Origin of the sequence: Cellulophaga baltica (assembly GCF_018861125.1) — a bacterium.
In the GTDB taxonomy this organism is placed as follows: Bacteria; Bacteroidota; Bacteroidia; order Flavobacteriales; family Flavobacteriaceae; genus Cellulophaga; species Cellulophaga baltica_A.
Window position 1 is genome coordinate 385,661 of sequence record NZ_JAHKQN010000005.1, and the last position, 20,341, is coordinate 406,001.

Annotated in this window: 14 protein-coding genes and 1 tRNA gene; 6 read left to right on the top strand and 9 right to left on the bottom strand. The window is 31.2% G+C overall.

Annotated features, from left to right (window positions below):
- The first annotated feature begins 17 nt into the window (after positions 1-17).
- The 4 genes from KO500_RS02425 to KO500_RS02440 all read left to right on the top strand — a co-directional run bounded on the left by KO500_RS02425 (position 18) and on the right by KO500_RS02440 (position 3,765).
- Positions 18-611, top strand: coding sequence for a hypothetical protein (locus KO500_RS02425; protein WP_215954903.1), 594 nt, complete (start codon positions 18-20; stop codon positions 609-611).
- A 25-nt stretch (positions 612-636) separates the two neighbouring features.
- Positions 637-1,827: a pyridoxal phosphate-dependent aminotransferase gene (locus KO500_RS02430; protein WP_215954904.1), complete on the top strand. Its 1,191-nt coding sequence runs from the start codon at positions 637-639 to the stop codon at positions 1,825-1,827.
- A 105-nt stretch (positions 1,828-1,932) separates the two neighbouring features.
- Complete coding sequence (locus tag KO500_RS02435) at positions 1,933-3,078, top strand: AEC family transporter (protein ID WP_215954905.1); 1,146 nt, start codon at positions 1,933-1,935, stop codon at positions 3,076-3,078.
- Positions 3,079-3,180: 102 nt separating this feature from the next.
- Entirely contained in the window at positions 3,181-3,765 is a 585-nt protein-coding gene (locus KO500_RS02440) for a precorrin-2 dehydrogenase/sirohydrochlorin ferrochelatase family protein (protein ID WP_215954906.1), read from the top strand.
- Here KO500_RS02440 and KO500_RS02445 read toward each other — a convergent pair.
- The 5 genes from KO500_RS02445 to KO500_RS02465 form a co-directional block, all read right to left on the bottom strand.
- Positions 3,762-4,166, bottom strand: coding sequence for a response regulator (locus tag KO500_RS02445; RefSeq protein ID WP_215954907.1), 405 nt, complete (start codon positions 4,164-4,166; stop codon positions 3,762-3,764). The genes KO500_RS02440 and KO500_RS02445 overlap by 4 nt on opposite strands.
- Positions 4,156-5,190, bottom strand: a complete 1,035-nt coding sequence (locus KO500_RS02450) for a response regulator (RefSeq protein WP_215954908.1) — start codon at positions 5,188-5,190, stop codon at positions 4,156-4,158. Before KO500_RS02450 ends, KO500_RS02445 begins: the two co-directional genes overlap by 11 nt.
- Positions 5,191-5,194: 4 nt before the next feature.
- On the bottom strand, positions 5,195-5,620 hold the full coding sequence (locus KO500_RS02455; RefSeq protein WP_215954909.1) for a response regulator: 426 nt from the start codon (positions 5,618-5,620) through the stop codon (positions 5,195-5,197).
- 3 nt (positions 5,621-5,623) lie between these two features.
- Positions 5,624-10,282: a PAS domain-containing protein gene (locus tag KO500_RS02460; RefSeq protein ID WP_215954910.1), complete on the bottom strand. Its 4,659-nt coding sequence runs from the start codon at positions 10,280-10,282 to the stop codon at positions 5,624-5,626.
- Between the two features lie 221 nt (positions 10,283-10,503).
- Complete coding sequence (locus KO500_RS02465) at positions 10,504-11,016, bottom strand: hypothetical protein (protein WP_215954911.1); 513 nt, start codon at positions 11,014-11,016, stop codon at positions 10,504-10,506.
- 281 nt (positions 11,017-11,297) lie between these two features.
- Here KO500_RS02465 and KO500_RS02470 point away from each other — a divergent pair, with 281 nt between their 5' ends.
- A complete protein-coding gene (locus tag KO500_RS02470) occupies positions 11,298-13,334 on the top strand; it encodes a tetratricopeptide repeat-containing sensor histidine kinase (protein WP_215954912.1) in 2,037 nt (678 codons plus the stop codon).
- Between the two features lie 113 nt (positions 13,335-13,447).
- The gene (locus tag KO500_RS02475) at positions 13,448-14,173 is read left to right on the top strand and encodes a hypothetical protein (RefSeq protein ID WP_215954913.1); all 726 of its coding nucleotides are present in this window, start codon (positions 13,448-13,450) and stop codon (positions 14,171-14,173) included.
- A gap of 66 nt (positions 14,174-14,239) precedes the next feature.
- On the opposite strand, the gene KO500_RS02480 is transcribed toward KO500_RS02475, so the two are convergent.
- From KO500_RS02480 to dnaE, 4 genes are all read right to left on the bottom strand, one after another.
- Positions 14,240-14,316, bottom strand: a tRNA-Asp gene (locus tag KO500_RS02480).
- Between the two features lie 76 nt (positions 14,317-14,392).
- Positions 14,393-15,322, bottom strand: coding sequence for a DUF58 domain-containing protein (locus tag KO500_RS02485; protein ID WP_215954914.1), 930 nt, complete (start codon positions 15,320-15,322; stop codon positions 14,393-14,395).
- A 126-nt stretch (positions 15,323-15,448) separates the two neighbouring features.
- On the bottom strand, positions 15,449-15,766 hold the full coding sequence (gene trxA / locus KO500_RS02490; protein ID WP_215954915.1) for a thioredoxin: 318 nt from the start codon (positions 15,764-15,766) through the stop codon (positions 15,449-15,451).
- A 103-nt stretch (positions 15,767-15,869) separates the two neighbouring features.
- Positions 15,870-20,303, bottom strand: coding sequence for a DNA polymerase III subunit alpha (dnaE, locus tag KO500_RS02495; RefSeq protein ID WP_215954916.1), 4,434 nt, complete (start codon positions 20,301-20,303; stop codon positions 15,870-15,872).
- Between the last annotated feature and the right edge of the window lie 38 nt (positions 20,304-20,341).

Genomic DNA, 20,341 nt, shown 5'->3' on the forward strand with positions numbered 1-20,341 from the left:
AATTTAAAAAACATATCATGATTAAAATCTATATAAAACAACTTTGCATACTTTTCATCATTCTATTTCTTGCCTCATGTGAGGTAGATCAGTTAGATGCAGATACAACTACTGCAGATGGTGGTGGAACATTAACAGATTATATTGCCTACACAGTTAACTCTACTGACCCAACTGGCACAAATATTTATGGGAGAATAGTTTTTTGGCAAACAAGCCTAAATCAAACCTTAGTTCAAGTATCTGTTTACAATACAGAATACCAAGAGTTATACCCTAGTGAAATTGTAGCCGGAGCAATTGGAACAGAAACTACAACAATGGTAGAATTATCAGATGTTGAAGGGTTTATTTATCAATATGGAGAATCAACTACTGAAGTTGATTCTGATGATATTGATGGCGATGGCGATACAACAGAAGCATTACCCCTATTAAATTATTATGGCGAATTAGGAGAAACAAAATTCTTTGTTATCACAGACACTGATTTTTATGATTCTATTTTAACTATGGATAGTCATTTAAATATTTATTCAAGTGACGGTACAGGAACTATAGTAGCTAGTGGTGATTTAGGCGAAAATGCTGAGCCTGTAGAACAGAGTTAGAATTTTTAACATAATAAGCACGAATATGAAAACAAAAGTAAACAGAAGAGATTGGTTAAAAAGAGGAGCCCTCACCGCTGCAGGTGTTGTAGCTGCACCTTATTTATCTTACGGAGCATTTGCATCTGAACCATTAGATTTAGATGCGCAAGGCAATATATCCTACACTCCATTTTTTAAAGAATTTTTACCTGAAAATGCAACAAAACCTTTGGAACTTGCTGCTAAATTAAACGCAAATGAAAACCCTTATGGACCATCATCTAAAGCAATCGCTGCAATTGGCGAAAATGCATATAGAGGTAATCGTTATGCTTGGACTGAGTTGTTTGATTTAATGGACAAAATTGCCTTAGAAGAAGGTGTAACGCAAGAAAATATTATGATGGGCCCTGGTTCGTCTGATTTGTTGGAAAAAACTGCAATGGTATTCTTTCAACACGGAGGAAATATTGTTTCTGCTGACCCTTCTTACATGTCATTAATCAAAGTTGCTCAAGCAACTGGAGCTGAATGGAAAGCCATTCCTTTAAAACCAGACTGGTCGCATGATTTAAAAGCGATGGAAGCAGCTATTGACAGTGAAACTAAACTAGTATATATCTGTAATCCAAATAATCCAACAGGAAGCATGACAGATCATGACGAGCTACTTGATTTTTGCAAAAGAGTTTCTGATAAAGTTCCAATTTTTGTTGATGAGGCTTACTTAGGTTTTCTTGGTGATAGTGCAGCGAAAAGCATGGTTTCTTTAATCAAAGAAGGTAAAAATATCATTGTTGCTAGAACATTCTCTAAAATTCATGGTATGGCTGGTCTACGTGTTGGTTACGCAGTTGCATTACCTGAAACTTTAGGAATTATTCAAAAAATTACTAGAGGTGGTATGGGTATTTCATTTCCATCAATATATGCCGCTACAGCAAGTATGGATGATACTGAATTCCAAAATAAATCTAGAGACCTAAATAAAGAGTGTAGAGAATATGTGTATACAGAATTAGACCGAATGGGCTTTAAATACGTACCCTCTTCTACTAGTTTTATCATATTCCCAATTGAAATGGAAGGTAAAAAATTCTTAGAAAAAATGACTGCTCAAAAAGTTGGTGTACGTGCATTTGAGTTTTTTGATAAAAATTGGTGTCGTGTAAGTATGGGTACTATGGATGAAATGAAATTGTTTACTACAGCCTTAGAAAAAGTGCTTATCTAAGTTTGTTAATTGGTCCACGAGTTGACATAATTTACTATGCCAACTCCTGTGGCCCATTGACTTTTTTAGAGTATATAACAACTATAATTTCTTAAACCCTCAATTATGAATATTGCATTTCAAAAAACATTAGAACTCTTGTTAATTATAGCGGTTGGTGTTTTTTTACAGAAAAAAGTTGCTAAAAATGATTTAAAAGGGGTTAAGGTCGTAATTTTAAGCGTTGCCCTACCTGCAGTAATTTTTGTAGCATTATTAAAAATAAAACTAGAAAGTTCACTATTAATATTTCCGGTACTAGCTTTAGCTTTTAATCTTTTGATGCTTTTGGCTTCTAAATATTACTTAAGCACTGTACTTCCATCTGGAGATAATGCAAGAAAGAGAACTATTATGATGCTTTTACCGTCTTTAGCACCTGGTTTATCATGTTTCCCTTTTATAGTAGTGTATTTGGGTGACGACCATTTAGCCTTGGCAGCACTCGCTGATGTAGGTAATAAAATATTTGTTCTTATACTTTTGTATATGTTAGCTATGCATTGGTATAACATACGTTCTATAAAAAAAGAAAAAAAATCAATGAACAAAAAGATTAAAGGGCTTTTAATTTCAATGATTAACGAACCAATCAATCTTGTAATGATTATTGCTTTAGTACTTTTAGGTTTTGGTTTTACACTCTCTAGTTTACCTAACTTTTTAGGAAACACTATTACTAAACTGAGTGCAATAATGGCGCCCTTGGTCCTTTTATTCATTGGTATGGCAGTACGAATAAATGCTAACGAGTTTGGTTTAATATTATCATTATTAGCTAGAAGAGCTGGAATCACATTTTTATTATCAGCAATCTTTGTTTTTCTTTTCCCTGCCTTAGGTGCAAGTATGATTCTTTTTTTAATTGTATTTCCGCAAAGTTCATGTAGCTTTTGGCCATTTGCACACATGAGCGCAATATCTGTATTAGAAGAAAAAGACGATCAAAAAAAACCAACATTTGATATTGATTTTGCCGTTAATGTTTTAGCATGTTCGCTACCATTTTCAACGTTATTAATTATCGGGATATTTTCATTCAGTGAAATATTTGTAGATCCCGTTGTAATTTTAACTACAGGTGTTTCAATTTTATTGCTTTCATACATTCCCAATGCAATTAGAGCTTTTAAAAAAGCGAAAACACATTCTGATAAGCATATTGATGCTATGTCATTAAATTTAGAAGCACAGACCAACGAAAATGACTAATCGTTTGCTTTAATTATTACAAAAAATTTATAAACAGTATCTTTGAGTTAATTGTTATTTTAAAAAAAGACAATTAATTCATAGATACTAATTTTATTTACAATGGAACGTAATAACCTATACCCTGTGTTTCTTAAAGTTTCTAACTTAAACATACTTATTGTTGGTGGTGGAAATGTGGCACTAGAAAAATTAACTTTCTTATTAAAATCTAGTCCTGATGCGCAAGTAGAAATGGTTTCACCCATGTTTAGAGAAGAAACTATTACTTTAGCTACTAAGTATGGTATAAAAATGAACATTGCTCCATATGATAGTTCATTTTTAGAAAACAAGCACATTGCTATTGCTACTACAGATAATGTACCAGTTAACGAACAGGTTTATCATGATTGTAGGGCACAAAACATATTAGTAAATGTTGCTGACAATCCACCGTTCTGTGATTTTTATATGGGTGGTATTGTTACAAAAGGTAATGTAAAAGTAGCTATCTCTACAAATGGAAAATCGCCAACAACAGCGAAACGTTTACGACAATTTTTTGAAGATGTTATTCCTGAAAATATTGACGATTTAGTAAAAAACTTAAATGAATTTAGAAAAACTATAAAAGGAGATTTTGAAGAAAAAGTAGAAACCTTAAATGAGTTTACAAAAGGTTTAGTAAATAAAAAAGGAGATTAACTTTTACATATAAAAGATTTCAAATCATCATCTTCTTCTAAAGCTAAAATCATTTTATTCTCTAAGGGTTTTTCAAAAAACTCAAATACTTCAGGGTATTTTTTCGCCTTTTCTTTATCAACAGAATCAATTGAAGAAGTAACTATAATAACCTTTAAAATAGGTTTAAGCACATGACTTCTTAGTTGCTCTAAAAACTCCCAACCATTCATAATTGGCATGTTAATATCAAGTAATATTAAAAACATAGTATCATTATCTTTATTTTCTATGATATAGTTTAACACTAATTCACCATTTGAAAATAATTTTTGATCAGGAAGGTTACATTCTATTAATACAGATTTATGTAAAAACTGTACTATAGGGTCATCATCAACTAGTAATATCTCAAATTTCATCTTTGTCTTCGTTTATATCAATATTAGAGGTCTTTTCTGTTATATCTCTAATTATCTCGTCTAATTCATCTGTTGCCTTGAGTGCCTCATCAAAAAGAAAATGAGATTTTTCGTGCTTTTTATCTTCTTCTAATCTCAATAAATGTATGATGCCCATTAACCGAGCTAATGGAGCTCTAACAACATGAGATTGTATCCAAGCAATTTCTTTTAAACGCTCGTTTTGATTTATAATCTCTTCTGTATATTTTACCCTGCTAGTTACATCTGTGGCCAAAACCACCCTTACTGACTTATTTTTTCTAGGTATTAAGTTGCTTGTAATTTCCACATAAATTATAGTTCCATCTTTTTTCTGATGCCTAATATATTTATCAATATTTATCGTTTTATTAATATCAACTTTATTGAGTATACTTTTCAATATTCCCACATCGTCTTTAGGTCGAATATCTTTTATTGTCATCGCTAAAAACTCATCATGAGTATACCCATAACTATCAACTGATGCCTTATTTACATCAATAAATTGAAGCGTTTCTACATCGTAAATAAACATGGGTTGCGGACTTAAATGAAATAAGTCTGCATACCTTTCCTCTGATTGTTCTATTTGAGCTATATACTTACTACGCTCAATATTATAACGTAAACTTTTATATAATGTTAAAGCCGTAATATCGTCTTTAACTAAATAATCGGAAACACCTAAATGAAGTGATTTTATACTAAACTGTATATCAGAATACCCTGTAAGTACAACAATTGGTTTTTTAGAACTAAGCTTTACAATTTCTAATATGAGATCTTCCCCTTTTTTATCAGGTAACGATAAATCTAAAAATATAATATCAAAAACATTATTTACCTCCGACGATAGTATAGCTATAGCTTCTTCAAAATTTTTTGCAGAAGAAATCTCTGGGCTTATAATTTGATCTTTTAAATACTCTTTAAAAAGATACAAATCACCTGGGTTATCTTCAATGATTAATATTTTATATATTGATTTATCTTTAATCATAAAACTATTTAGGCAACTGCACTATATTGATCCAAAAACTTTCAATCTCTTTTACAGCATTAATAAAATGATGGGATTCAACTGGTTTGGTGATAAAGCAATTTGCATAATTCGCATATGCTTTTTTAACGTCAACAACTGAAGATGATGTTGTTAGCATAATTATTGGTATATGCCTATACTCATCACTACTCTTTATCTTTTGCAATACCTCATGTCCGTTTTTTTTGGGCAAATTAACATCTAATAAAATCATATTAGGTGTTGGCTCATTCTCAAACTCACCTTTTTTAAATATGAAATTTAATGCTTCTTCTCCATCATTTACCACTTTTAATTTATTGGTAATTTTACAATCAGCCAATGCTTCTGTAGTTAATAAAACATCTCCTTCATTATCTTCTACAAGTAATATTGTAATACTCTTCATGTACTAGTTTAATATATTATTTTTCTTTTTTATGGTAAAAAAGAAATTAGAACCCACACCTAATTCACTTTCAACCCAAATTTCACCTTCAAGGGTATCAATAATTTTTTTAGCTAACGCTAATCCTATTCCCGTACCGTTATATGTGTTTCTGCCATGCAGGCGTTGAAAAATTACAAAAATTTTATCATAATATTCAGTATCAATACCAATACCATTATCACTAATCACAAACTTATGGTGCGTACCAATATCTTCATAAGACACAGAAACCACTGGAGAATTTTCTTCTTTTTGATACTTAAGAGCGTTGCCCATTAAGTTTTGAAACAATTGCTCTATTAAAACTTTATAACTTTTAATTATAGGCAATTTTTCTATTGAAATTTTTGCATGCTTAGCTTCAATCTCTTGTTGAAATATTAATTTAATATTATCAACTAGAATATTTAAATCTAGAGTTTCTAGTTCATCATCACTTCTACCTACTCTTGAAAAATCAAGTAGGTCTAATATAATTTGCCGCATTCTTTTGGCTCCATCAACAGCAAAGTGAATGTATTTTTTACCATCATCATCAATTACTTCATTATACTTTTTTTCTAAAAGAGTTAAAAAGCTAGTTATCATTCTTAATGGCTCCTGTAAATCATGAGAAACCACGTATGCAAACTGCTCTAATTCTTCATTATACCTACTTAATTCTGTTGCTTGTACTTTTAAACTATAATTCAATTCTTTTAATGACTCTTCATACTTTGTTCTGTCTGATATATCTTGAAAAGCACCAACCATTCTAATAGCTTCGCCTTTATCATTTGTAATTACACTACCACGGTCGGTTACATTCGCATAAGAACCATCTGCTTTTAAATAACGATAATCTATATTAAAATAATTGTCTCCACCTGGTTGTAAAACACCTTCAATTATTGAACCCACTCGCTCGTAGTCATCTGGATGAATTCGTTGTTTCCAAACTTGAAATGCATCATCTTCTTTCAGCTCCTTATAACCAAATAACCTAAAATGACTATAACCATACACTACTGTATTTTTTTCAAGATCACAATCCCAAATAGCATCATTTGTAGCTTCTGCAATTTTTTCAAAACGTTCATTGGCTTGCTTTATTTGCTCAATTGACCTTAGTTTTTCAGTAATATCTTGTGTTGCCCCTAATAACCTTACAGCATTTCCTTTCTTATCATAAATTACAGTACCTCTATCTTCAACATTTGCATAAGTTCCGTCTGCTTTTAAAAATCTATATTCATTTTTAAAAAAATGTTCTTCAACGCCTGGATTGTATAATTTAATACTATCAATAATTTTTGATATGTCTTCTGGGTGAACTTGACTTTTCCAGACTTCAAAAGCATCTAAATTTTCATTGTGCTCATGCCCAAATAACTCATAATACCCTGGACCTTGGTACAAATAATTATTTTTTACATCCCAATCCCAAATTGCATCATTAGTAGCTTCTGCAATTTTCTCAAAACGTTCATTAGATCTTCTTACCTCTTCGATGGCTTTGATTTTCTCAGTCACGTCTTGTATAGCGCCCACCATTCGTAGTAATTCTCCTTTATTGTTTCGAACAAAAAGTGCTTTATCTATAACATATGAATATTCGTCATTTATATTTTTAAAACGATATTCTTCTTCCCAGTTAAGATCATTTCCCGCTATACTACTTTCACAACTACTAACAACTCTTTTTCTATCATTTGGATGAATTTTAGATTCCCAAAAAGTTCCTTTTGCTGTATCGGTTAGCATCTCTTCATGTGAATACCCAAAAAGTTTTTTATAGTTATCGCCTCTAAATACGTTCTCAGAAACAAAATCAATATCATAAATAGCATCTGAGGTAGCATTTGTTATTTTTTCAAAACGCTCATTTGATATTTTAATATCTTCAATAGCTTGTAGCTTATCCGTTACATCTTGCATGGCACCAACCATACGTATAGGCTCTCCTTTAGCATTACGAACAAACAAAGCTTTATCTAAAACATTAGAATACTTATCATTTATATTTTTAAAACGATATTCTTCTTCCCAAGTTTCACCTCCCTTCTCAACACTTAATTTGTAACTATTTACAACCCTACTTCTATCTTCCGGGTGTATTCTATCTTCCCAATAATTTATATCATCACTAAGCATTGCTACTGATGAATAACCAAAGAGTTTTTTATAGTTGTCGCCTCTAAAAATTTTTCCAGTAATAAAATCTATATCATAAATAGCATCAGAAGTAGCACTGGTTATTCTCTCAAACCGCTCGTTAGATATTTTTATATCTTCAATAGCTTTTAGTTTATCAGTAATATCTTCAGTAGCTCCTAACACCCGTACTGCATCTCCTTCATCATTGTACATTATAGTACCTCTACAATCTACAGTTGCATAACTACCATCTTTTTTTAAAAAACGATATTCGTTTTTAAAATTTTTCTCTTCGCAGGTTGCATTATGTAGCTTTAAAGCTCCTATTACTCCTGGTAGATCCTCTGGGTGTACTTTATTTTTCCACACTTCAAAAGCATCTGATGCGCTATAATCTTCAATCCCAAATATTTTAGAATAACCAGGACCTTGAAACACATTATTATTAATAAAATCCCACTCCCAAATTGCATCATTAGTAGCTTCTGCAATTTTTTCAAAACGATCTTTAGACCATTTTATCTCTTCAATGGCTTTTAACTTATCTGTTACATCATGTATTGCCCCAACCATACGGACTGGCTCACCTTTTTCATCACGAATAATAAAGCCTTTATCTATAACATGAAAATAATTATTTTCACTATTCGCAAAACGGTAATGACCCTCCCAATTAGTTTCATTACTTTCTAAAAAAGAATCAAAACTATCAATAATTCTTTTTCTATCGTCAGGGTGTATACTATTGCCCCAGTATTTTAAATTATCTTCTGCTGATTCTAGAGATGGATGCCCGTAAAATTTATAATAATTATCTCCCCAATATAGCTTTTGATTAACAAAATCTAGATCCCAAACGGCATCACTGGTTGCTTGCATTACATAGTTATAACGCTGTATGCTATCTTCTAAAGCAATTGAAGTTATTTTGCTATCTGTAATATCTTGTACTGTACATTCAAACTTAAGTAATTCTCCTTTTTTATTTTTTGTAAAACTTCCAATATGTCTTACCCAAATAACTTTTCCATTTGGTCTTTTTAATTTACTATCATTTTTAAACTCTTTATCAAATTTAAGAGCATCTTCGTACTTTTTTATTATTAGTTTTCGGTCTTCATCAAAAAATAATGAAATAATAGTTTCAAAAGATTTTTTAACTGATTTTGATAATCCAAATATATCGTAAATTTTATCAGACCAATACTCTGTATCGTTTACATAGTCAACTTCAAAATAACCAAGATTTGAAATGTTTTGAGCTTGATTTAATTTCTCATTTAAATAGATAAACTCTGCATTTTTTTCTTTATCTGAAGTAACATCAACAATTACAGTATCAATACTTACACTTCCATTATTATTAACAATTGTATTGCCATAACCCTTGACCCAACGTACAGAACTATCTAAATGATTATGAATTCTAAACTCTTCATTCCAATCTACATGATCAGTTAGGCACTTATTAATTACAGTTTTTAACTTATCGACATCATCTTCATGAATTGAATTCAAAAAAAGAGTAACATTATTGTTCAATTCCTCTTTAGAATAACCAATTAATTTTTCCGTTCCATCAGTCAAATGAACAATTTCTTCTGTTCTATCGTCAAATATTATATGCCTAAACGCCAAACAATTGACATAATCGATTATTGATTTAAATTGAAGTTCAGATGTATAATTATCATGAATGTTACCCATAAAACCCTCAACTAATAAAGGTTTTCCTTTTTCATTCCATTTCGTTACTCTACCGTGAATTTTTGTCCAACTCCAGTAACCTTTTTTATGTCTTACCCTAATTTTATGCTCATAAGAATCAATTTCTTGGCTAATTAGTTTGTTTATAAATAATTTGCATTCATTTTTATCATAAACAATACCTAAGAAAGAATCAAAACTAAAATCTAAGTCATTATCAATATCATAACCTAACATTGTTAAACCTACATCACTTAGCTTAAAAGTTAATGTAGGAACATCAAGTTGCCATAAACCAATATTATTTAAACTTAAACAGTTTTCATAAAACTCGTTACTCTTAATTAAAGTAGTCGTAGTTACATCTTCCTCAGAAAAAAAAAATTCTGAAGCTTGTTTTGTTATTGTTTTAAATGATTGAATTTGATTCTCTGATAATTTTAAATATTCCGTATTTAAAACGACTAGTTCTGTATAAGTTTCACCTTTGTTTTTAATAGCATAACTAGCATAATATTTATAGTTAAGAATTGATACCTTTTGTTCTTCAAACTTAGTGTTAGCACCTAATAATATTTGCAAAATAGGTTCGTTTAAAATAGCGTCAGTTTGATCAATACCAAACAAGCCTTTTAAATCAAATTCTTTAGTTTTTGGATTAATATTTAAAACTATACCAACCGAACAGCTACACAATGTTGAAGCTATCATTGCATAGTCATTATATTGAGGCTCAATATGTATTCTTACTAAATTATTTTTTATAAATTCTTTCATCTATCAGTAAACATTTAACAAACACTAACAGCTAATGAAAGTCATGCTTTTTAAACACATATTTAAAAGTAATTTTAATGTAAAACTTATTTTAAACGATTAAAGAGCTAATCTCTAATTGTTAAAATACAATATTTTAATCAAAAGTAAGAATTTTCATATAATAATAATTCTAAATAACACAAATACAGCACATTTATGTTATAATAAGAAACGGCAGTTTAGTAGGGTCTTTTAAGTTGTAAGGTATACATGATACCAAAAGTAATTGTTGACCAATTTGCTTCTTCTAAACTTATTGAAGTATATGAAAAGTTAATTTCAGTTTGTGCACTCATTAATATCCCTAATTGTGGTCTAACATAAAAACCACCATCATTACCATCATTAATACCAATTGCCTGACCAACTTGAGCACCAAACGATATTGAATTTGATGGCCAAATACGTAATGACGCAGATAGTGGTAAAAATTGAACACTCGGAAAGTCTTCTAACAAATCTTGATTATCAAATTTCTCAGGAAAGCCATGAATATAACCCACCATAACACCAAGATCAAAAGTTTCGTTTAACGCCCACATGTGACCAAAATCAGCACCAACAACAACACCAACAGTATCATTAAAATCACTTAATGGTAAACCTGCTTGTACTCCAAATTTCAATCCTTCTTGTCCGTATGATACTATTCCTGTAAATACTAAAACAAATACTACTACTAATTTTTTCATTCTATTTTTGGTTTGGTTGATTATTCTTGATAAAAATAGACATAAAGTATTCTTACAAAATTACTTTTGTTGTCAACTAAGCAAAAAGGGTTGTGGAAGGTTTATTTAACTATATAACGGTAACAGAATACATTACAAAATACCGTTTATCGACACTTCTATAGAACTTAACTTATATAATTTGCTCTAGACCAACAAAAGTATTTGACATTAAACAAATATATTAATTTTGTAATAAAATTCCTACATATTTGATTTTAAATAAAATTAATATACTTATCATGAAACATCTTAAAAGAATATGTTATAGTATTTTCTCATTTGTGATTTGCTTATTAAGCTTTGACAATTTAAAAGCGCAAAACACTGAAAAAGATAGTTTAAAACATAAAATTGAACAGTTTAAATTAAAACCAAATTTCCAAAAAGATACTACATATATAAACATGCTATATCGTTACGGAAAAGATTTTGGTTATTATAATTTAGACAGCCTATTATTAATTAGTAACGAAGCTTTTAAATTAAGTAAAGCTATCAACTACACTAAAGGCGAGAGTCAAAGCTTAATAATTCTTGGCAACTATTATTCTGATAATAATAAAGAAAAAGCTATGGAGCTTTACGCTCAAGCTTTAACAAAAGCTAAAAAAGTAAACAATATAAAATTGATTTTAAGAGCAAAAAGTAGCTTAGCTATAGGCTATACTCACAAAGAAAATTTTACCGAAGCATTAAAGCAATATTACAAAAGTATTGAAATTGCAAAAAAGAATAATGAAAATGCATGGTTATCATCATTATATATAAGCATAACTGTTATATATAGTATTCAAAAAGAGTATAAGGATTGCATTTATTTTCTAAAAAAATCAATGGAAATAAATAAAAAAACTGGTAATGAAAGAATGACTGCCATAACACTTACCAATTTAACTTCAACCTATTTAAATGACAATAATGTAGAAAAAGCAGATGAAACTATTGATGAAGCTATTCAAATTTTAGAAAAATTACAACTTGATGATTGGTTAACTTTTGCTTACGAATTAAAAGGGAATATATATTTAGCAAAAGAAGACTTTAAAAAAGCATTAACATGGTTTCAAAAAAGTGAATTAAAATATGGAGACATAGACATTGAAAGGTACCAAATACCTTTATATAATGGAATAGCAAAAGCGCACTTAGGTGTAAAACAGTATGGAAAAGCAGAAAAAAGTGCTTTAAAAGCACTAGCGTTGAGTAAAAAATTTGAATCACTTGATCAACGTGATGATATTTTAAAAACACTTTATTTAATTAAAAAGCAAACAAATAAACCCACAAAAGCATTAGAATATCTTGAAGGATTAAAAAATATTTCAGATACAATCAACAAAAATAATAACAAGAAAGAATTACAAATATTAAAATCAAAATATGCTTTTGATCAAGAAAAAGAAAGGTATTTACTTGAAAACGAGAAGAAAATAGCACAGCAAAAAAACTATTTTTATGTAGCTATTATTATTATTATAGCATTTTTTATGATAATAATAATATTAAAAAAGAATAATAAAATTAAAGAAAATTTAAACAAAAAACTTACTCATAAAACTGAAGAACTTAAAAAAAATGAAACCTTTCTAAAAAATGCAAATGACACAAAATCAAAATTATTTTCAATAATTGCTCATGATTTAAAAGGGCCAATAAACTCATTTAAAAGCATTTTTGAACTTTTAGAGCTTGGAAAAATAAATACGGAAGAGTTTATGAGTTTAGCACCTAAACTAGGTGAAAATATGAATGGTATTTCATTTACACTAAACAATCTTCTTACTTGGGGCCAAACACAAGTAAATGGAATTGTTACTAATCTTGAAAATATAGACTTAAATACAATAGCAAGCCAAAACAAAAATTTGTTATCTAAAACCGCTGAACAAAAACAGATAACAGTTACAAACGATATACCCACTTCTGCTTTTGCCATAGCTGATAGAAATCAAATAAGTATTGTTATTAGAAATCTTGTGAGTAATGCTCTTAAGTTTACCCCAAAAGAAGGAAATATTACTATTGGAGCTAATGAGCTAAATGATACATGGGAAATTTATATTAGAGACACTGGAATAGGGTTAAGTGATGAGGCCTTGACTAAAATTTTTAATACTAATGAAACCTTCACAACTTACGGTACTAATAACGAAAAAGGAACAGGACTAGGCTTACTTTTATGTAAGGAAATGGTTGAAAATAACCGTGGTGAAATTAGAGTTGAAAGCTCATTAAACAACGGAACTAGTTTTTACTTTACGTTGCCAAAATGGTAATAAACAATATAAACCCATATTAAAAAAAAAATTAATTACACTGTGGAAAACCGTAAGGAAAAAAGTTTTTAAGTAATTATGTTTGGATAAATTAACTAATCAAATATAGTACAATGAAACAATTATTATTAATTTTTATTACTCTCATTTTATTAACACCTAACCATTCAATTTCACAAAGCAAAGGTGCAGTTACTGCAGGTGCTATTGGCGCACTAGTTGGTATTGGAGCAGGAATTGGAGCAGTAGAACAAATGAAAGAAAGAGCGGAATTAACTGCTACAGAGTGGTTATTGGCTAATAACCCTGAAATGACGAGCTTTTCGCTAAAAACTCTAGACTTTGATGGAAAAAAAATAAAAGATATGTCATCAACATCTGTAATTACTTTTAAAATACAAGAGTTTTCACCAATGGATGAACCTGAGTTGAATGGTAAAAAGTTTGTATTACTTGGTTTCACAAGTCACGGATGGATTAATGAATACGGAATTGATTTTGATAAAATAAAGTGGTTTTTGATTGATAAAACAAAATGGATCGACATGATGGTTTCTTATGTAAAGGTGGCATCTGGCGAACCTAACAGAAGCCATATTGAACAAACTTTATTAAATGGAAAAATCGTTAATAAGGGTGTGAAAATTAAAAGTAAACTCACTATACCTTTTTACAAACTATCCGGAGACATGTATGTTGCTACTGATTATTCTGATGAAATGAAATTTATTTATAATGAAAGATCATTAGGTATATTTTTAAAAGCTACTAAAGACTTGGTTCAAATAGGAAGAGGAAGTCTTATAGAATTACACGAGTTCTTTTTTGATAAAGAATAATAAGCAAACAATAAAAAAACTTCACAAAACAAAAAGCCTTCAACTTTCGTTGAAGGCTTTTGCTGTTGGCGGTCCGGACGGGACTCGAACCCGCGACCCCCTGCGTGACAGGCAGGTATTCTAACCAACTGAACTACCGAACCGTTGCTTTTAGCGGTTGCAAATATAAGACACTTATTTGGTTCTACAAACATTTTTTAAAGAAAAAATTAAAAAAATTTATAAAAATTTCTGGCGCTCTGTCATGTATGTATTCATAACCGTTGAAAAACAATCATTTACATCAATTTCAACATATTTAATTTTATATTGCCCGCACTTTAATTTTAAACTTTTTTTATACTCAAGAATACTTTTTTGATAATTTTGTTTAATTGAATCGGCATATAAATTTATTTTTTCTCCTGTTTCAACATCAAAAAACTGCTTTGGGGTGTTTTCAAAATCAAAATCTACTTCATGCTTATTGTCTAATAAATGAAATAAAACAACTTCATGCTTATTGTATTTTAAATGACGTAGCGCTTCAAACAATTTTTCATCTTCCGAATCAGTCTGAAACATATCAGTAAATAAAAAAATTAAACTTCTACGTTTTATCTTTTCCGCTATTTGATGTAAATAGGTATATGTTTTTGATTCTTTTGAAGGGTTTTTATTTTTACAGACTTCATTTAGTTTCGCTAATAACATTTGATGATGACGCTCGCTGCCTTTTTCTGAGCTATAAAAGTTATATTCATCAGAATATATGCTTAAACCCACAGCATCTCTCTGTCGCTTTAAAATATTCATTAAAGCAGCTATCGCTAAAACCCCAAAACCTATTTTATTTAAATTATCTAAATCTAAGTTTTCAATTTCAGGATAATACATAGAAGCCGAATTATCTAAAATCATATGACAACGAAGGTTTGTTTCTTCTTCGTAACGTTTAGTGTACAGCTTATCAGTCTTCGCAAACATTTTCCAATCTATATGCTTAGTACTATTGCCTTTATTATAAATTTTATGCTCAGCAAATTCTGCAGAAAAACCATGAAATGGACTTTTATGAATACCACTAACAAAACCTTCAACAACTTGGTTTGCTAAGAGTTCTAAATTCTGAAATAATGAAGCATTATGTAATTGAGACTGTATATTCATAATTTTAAAGGTAGCTATAATATTCCCTAAATTCAATTGTAACGAAACTACCGATTATAAGATTTTACAAAACAAAAAAGGTTTGACTTTCGCCAAACCTTTTTTATATATCAAAAGAAAGTAATCTTACATTGCTGCTTCAATAGCGTCAGTATAAACTTTTTTAGGTGAAACCCCAACCTGACGGCTAACAATTTCTCCTCCTTTAAAAACTAATACTGTTGGAATGTTACGAACACCATATTTAGCTGCAAATTCCTGATTAGCATCAACATCTACCTTACCAACTACGGCTTTACCTTCATATTCTGTACTAACTTCATCAATAATTGGCCCTACCATTCTACAAGGTCCACACCATGCTGCCCAAAAATCAACTACTACTGGTTTATCACTTTTTAAGACTACTTCGTCAAAAGTTGCGTCTGTTATTTCTAATGCCATTTTTTTATATTTTATATATTATGCAAATTTAGTCAAATAAAATTCTAATTCCTTACTAACGCAATATACGATTTAGCTATTGTGTTATCAACAAAGTTTATACCTAATTTAACTTAAAAAGCACATCTTGTTCTTCTAATCGCTCTAATAACTCACTCGTAATCTGCACTTTTTGCTTTCTACTAACCAAAGTTACCTTAATTTCTTCATTCATTTCATACACCACAAAACTTAACGAATGATCACCATCATGCGACGAAATTGTATCTTTTAAAGTACGAACACCTTCTTCTTTTAAATCGTTTATATTTAGATTTATGGTCAATTTTTTTGCATAGGTTTCCATAACATCTTGCAATAACATAAAGCTATTAAATTGCATTCTAGGATCTCCTTTTTTACCGGTTTCTCTGTTAACCCAACCATCACGAACAAAAACCTTTACATACGCAAAGCTATTAATCATTAGAAAATGACGGAATTTTAAATATTCCTCACCGAATATTCTAAAATCGAAAGATTCGGTATAATCTTCCATCGTAAACATTGCCCAACCTTTTCCATTTTTTGAAACTCGGTGTTGCACATCAGTAATTACACCTGCAAAAGATACTTCTCTATTTACGATAGTTTCGAGTGCATTTAAATTAGATAAACTGGCATTACAAAATGCTTTTACTTCTGCTTTAAAATCATCCAACGGGTGACCAGAAATATAAATACCAACCACTTCTTTTTCTCTACGAAGTTTTTCCATCGTCCCCCATTCTTCACACGGTGGAACAATTGGCTCAGGTATTTGCACTTCACTAGCGTCACCAAATAAACTTACCTGACTTGAGTTTTCATTCTCTTGAAATTTAGCGCCATACTTTACAGCTTTTTCCAAGAATGTAATTCCATCACCATCATCATAAAAATATTGTGCTCTATGCGTATCACCAAAAGAATCAAACCCACCAGCGACTGCTAAGTTTTCAAATGCTTTTTTATTCGCTGCACGTAAATCTATACGTTTTGCTAAATCAAAAACTGATTTATAAACCCCTTCTTTTCTACTTTCAACAATAGTCTCTACAGCACCACGACCAACACCTTTTACAGCGCCCATTCCAAAACGTACTGCTCCCCTATCGTTCACTGCAAATTTGTAATATGATTCATTAACATCTGGCCCTAAAACTTCTAAGCCCATACGCTTACACTCTTCCATAAAAAAAGTAACCGATTTTATATCATTCATATTATTTGAAAGCACGGCCGCCATATATTCTGCAGGGTAATGTGCCTTGCAATACGCTGTTTGGTAGGCTATCCACGCATAACATGTAGAGTGCGATTTATTAAAGGCGTACGCTGCAAATGCTTCCCAATCTTTCCAAATTTTCTCTAATTTATCAACGGCATGACCTTTAGCTGAAGCTTGCTCTATAAACTTAGGCTTCATTTTATCAAGAACGTGCTTCTGCTTTTTACCCATTGCTTTACGCAAAACATCAGCTTCACCTTTCGTAAAGTCCGCCAACTTTTGCGATAATAGCATCACTTGCTCTTGGTATACTGTAATTCCGTAAGTCTCCGCTAAATATTCTTCGCAGGCATCTAAATCATAAATAATTTCTTCTGTACCATGTTTACGCGCGATAAAACTTGGTATGTATTCCATTGGACCAGGGCGATACAAAGCATTCATAGCAATTAAATCAGCAAAAACAGTTGGTTTAAGCGATCTCATGTGTTTTTGCATTCCAGGAGATTCATATTGAAAAACCCCTACTGTTTCACCACGCTGGAAAAGCTCGTATGTTTTCACATCATCTAATGGAAAATTTTCTGGATCTAATTCAACACCATGTTTTGCTTTCACAATTTTAACGGTATCTTTAATTAAGGTCAATGTTTTTAACCCCAAGAAATCCATTTTTAGTAAGCCGGCATCTTCCACAACGGAGTTGTCAAACTGGGTGCAGTACATTTCAGAATCCTTAGCCAATGCCACAGGAACGAACTTGGTAATATCATCTGGTGTAATAATTACACCACAGGCATGAATACCTGTATTACGAACAGAGCCCTCTAAAATATAAGCTTGGTTTAACGTTTCTGCCTCTAAATCATCACCTTCAGAAATAGCTAATAACTCATTTACTTTTATGAGTTCTTCACTGTTAAATTTACTTTTTAATACTTTTTCATCAACCCCAATAATCTTTTTTAATTTAGACATGTTCGGGATTAGCTTCGCCATTCTATCCGAATCACTCAAAGGTAAATCAAGTGCACGTGCTGTATCTCTAATAGAAGATTTAGCGGCCATTGTACCGTAAGTAATAATCTGCGCCACCTGATTTGAGCCGTATTTATCAATCACATAATCCATAACACGACCACGACCTTCATCATCAAAATCAATATCAATATCGGGCATGGACACACGATCTGGATTTAAGAAACGCTCAAAAAGTAAATCATACTTAATCGGGTCTAAATTGGTAATCCACAAACAATAGGCCACTGCAGAACCTGCAGCAGACCCACGCCCCGGACCAACCGAAACATCCATTTTACGTGCTGCACGAATAAAATCTTCAACAATTAAAAAATACCCAGGATACCCTGTTTTTTCAATTACTTGTAATTCAAAATCTAATCGCTCATCAATTTCAGGTGTAATATCACCGTATCTAATTTTTGCACCTTCGTAAGTAATGTGACGTAAAAATTTATTTTCACCTCGCTTACCGCCGTCTAACTTATCTTCTTCAAATTGAAACTCTTCTGGAATATCAAAAGCTGGTAATAATACATCACGTGCCAATGTAAAAGTTTCAACCTTATCAACTATTTCTTGAATATTAATGATCGCATCAGGTATATCTTTAAAAAGCTCCTTCATTTCATCAGGAGACTTAAAGTAATATTCTTGATTTGGTAAACCATAACGATAACCACGACCACGACCAATTGGTGTGGATTGTTTTTCACCGTCTTTTACACATAATAAAATATCGTGTGCATGAGCATTTTCTTTTTCCGCATAATAAGTATTATTGGTGGCAACCAATTTTACATTATGCTTTTTGGCAAATTGAACTAATACTTGATTTACACGATCTTCATCTTCTTGACCGTGACGCATAAGCTCAATATATAAATCATCACCAAAAGTGTCTTTCCACCAAATTAAAGCCTCTTCCGCTTGCTTTTCACCAACATTTAAAACCTTACTTGGCACTTCACCATACAAATTACCTGTAAGTACAATAACATCTTCTTTATACTGCTCAACAACTTTTTTATCAATACGAGGCACGTAGTATTTACCGCTTACAAAGGCTATAGATGACATTTTTGCCAAATTCAAATAGCCATTTTTGTTTTTAGCAATCATTACGATTTGATACCCATTATCTTTTTGAGACTTGTTGGTATGGTCTTCACAAACCTGAAACTCACAACCTACCATTGGAGTAATTTCAACTTCAGGCTCTGGTAATTCCGTTAAAGGCTCTTCTTCCTCAGCCAATGTTCCATTTTGAGTGGCTTCAAAACGCTTTAAATTTTCTTCATTTCGTGACTTTACTCCCTTATTGTGATTGATAACTCCATTTACAAAATGAAAAGCTCCCATCATATTCGCATGATCGGTTAATGCAACAGCTGGCATTTTTGCTTTTGCCGTTGCACTAATCAATGCAGGAATACTTATGGTAGATTGAAGAATTGAAAACTGTGAATGATTATGTAAATGCGCAAAACTTGCATTCTCAAGTGTTGCTAAATTCTCTTCTATTTCTTCTTCAGAAACACCGCCAGTATCTTTTGCCCAAAGCGCATCTGCAATTTTTTTAGATGCTTTTTTGAGATTGATATGCTTTAAACCGATAAGCTGAATCTCTTTTGGATTTGCTTCTGAAAAATTTTTGAAATAATCTGGCTGAACATCTAATTGCTCAACAGTGTATTGCTCTTTACGTATTAACTCTAAAAAACAACGCGTGGTTGCTTCAACATCGGCTGTGGCATTATGCGCTTCACCAAAAGGTTCTCCAAATAAAAATTGATGTAATTCAGTTAACGTAGGCAACTTAAATTTACCACCACGACCACCAGGTATTTGACAAAGTTGCGCAGTATGCTCTGTACACGTATCTAAAACAGGTAACTCTTGTAAGGGGTTCTCAACAGCTAAACGGTGAAATTCCGCCCCCATTATATTAACATCAAAACCAACATTTTGACCAACAACAAATTTTGTTTTGGCCATTACAGTATTAAATTTTTCTAAAACCTCAGCTAACGGAACACCATCTTGCGCCGCTAATTCGGTAGAAATACCATGGATTTGCTCTGCATCATACGGAATATTAAAACCATCAGGTTTTACCAAATAATCTTGATGCTCAATAACATTACCCATAGCATCATGCAACTGCCAAGCAATTTGTATACAACGTGGCCAGTTATCAGAATCGGTAATAGGTGCATCCCAACGCTTAGGTAATCCGGTAGTTTCAGTATCAAAAATTAAGTACATAGCAGGTGTTTTACTGTCAAGAAAAGTAGCTTGTAAAA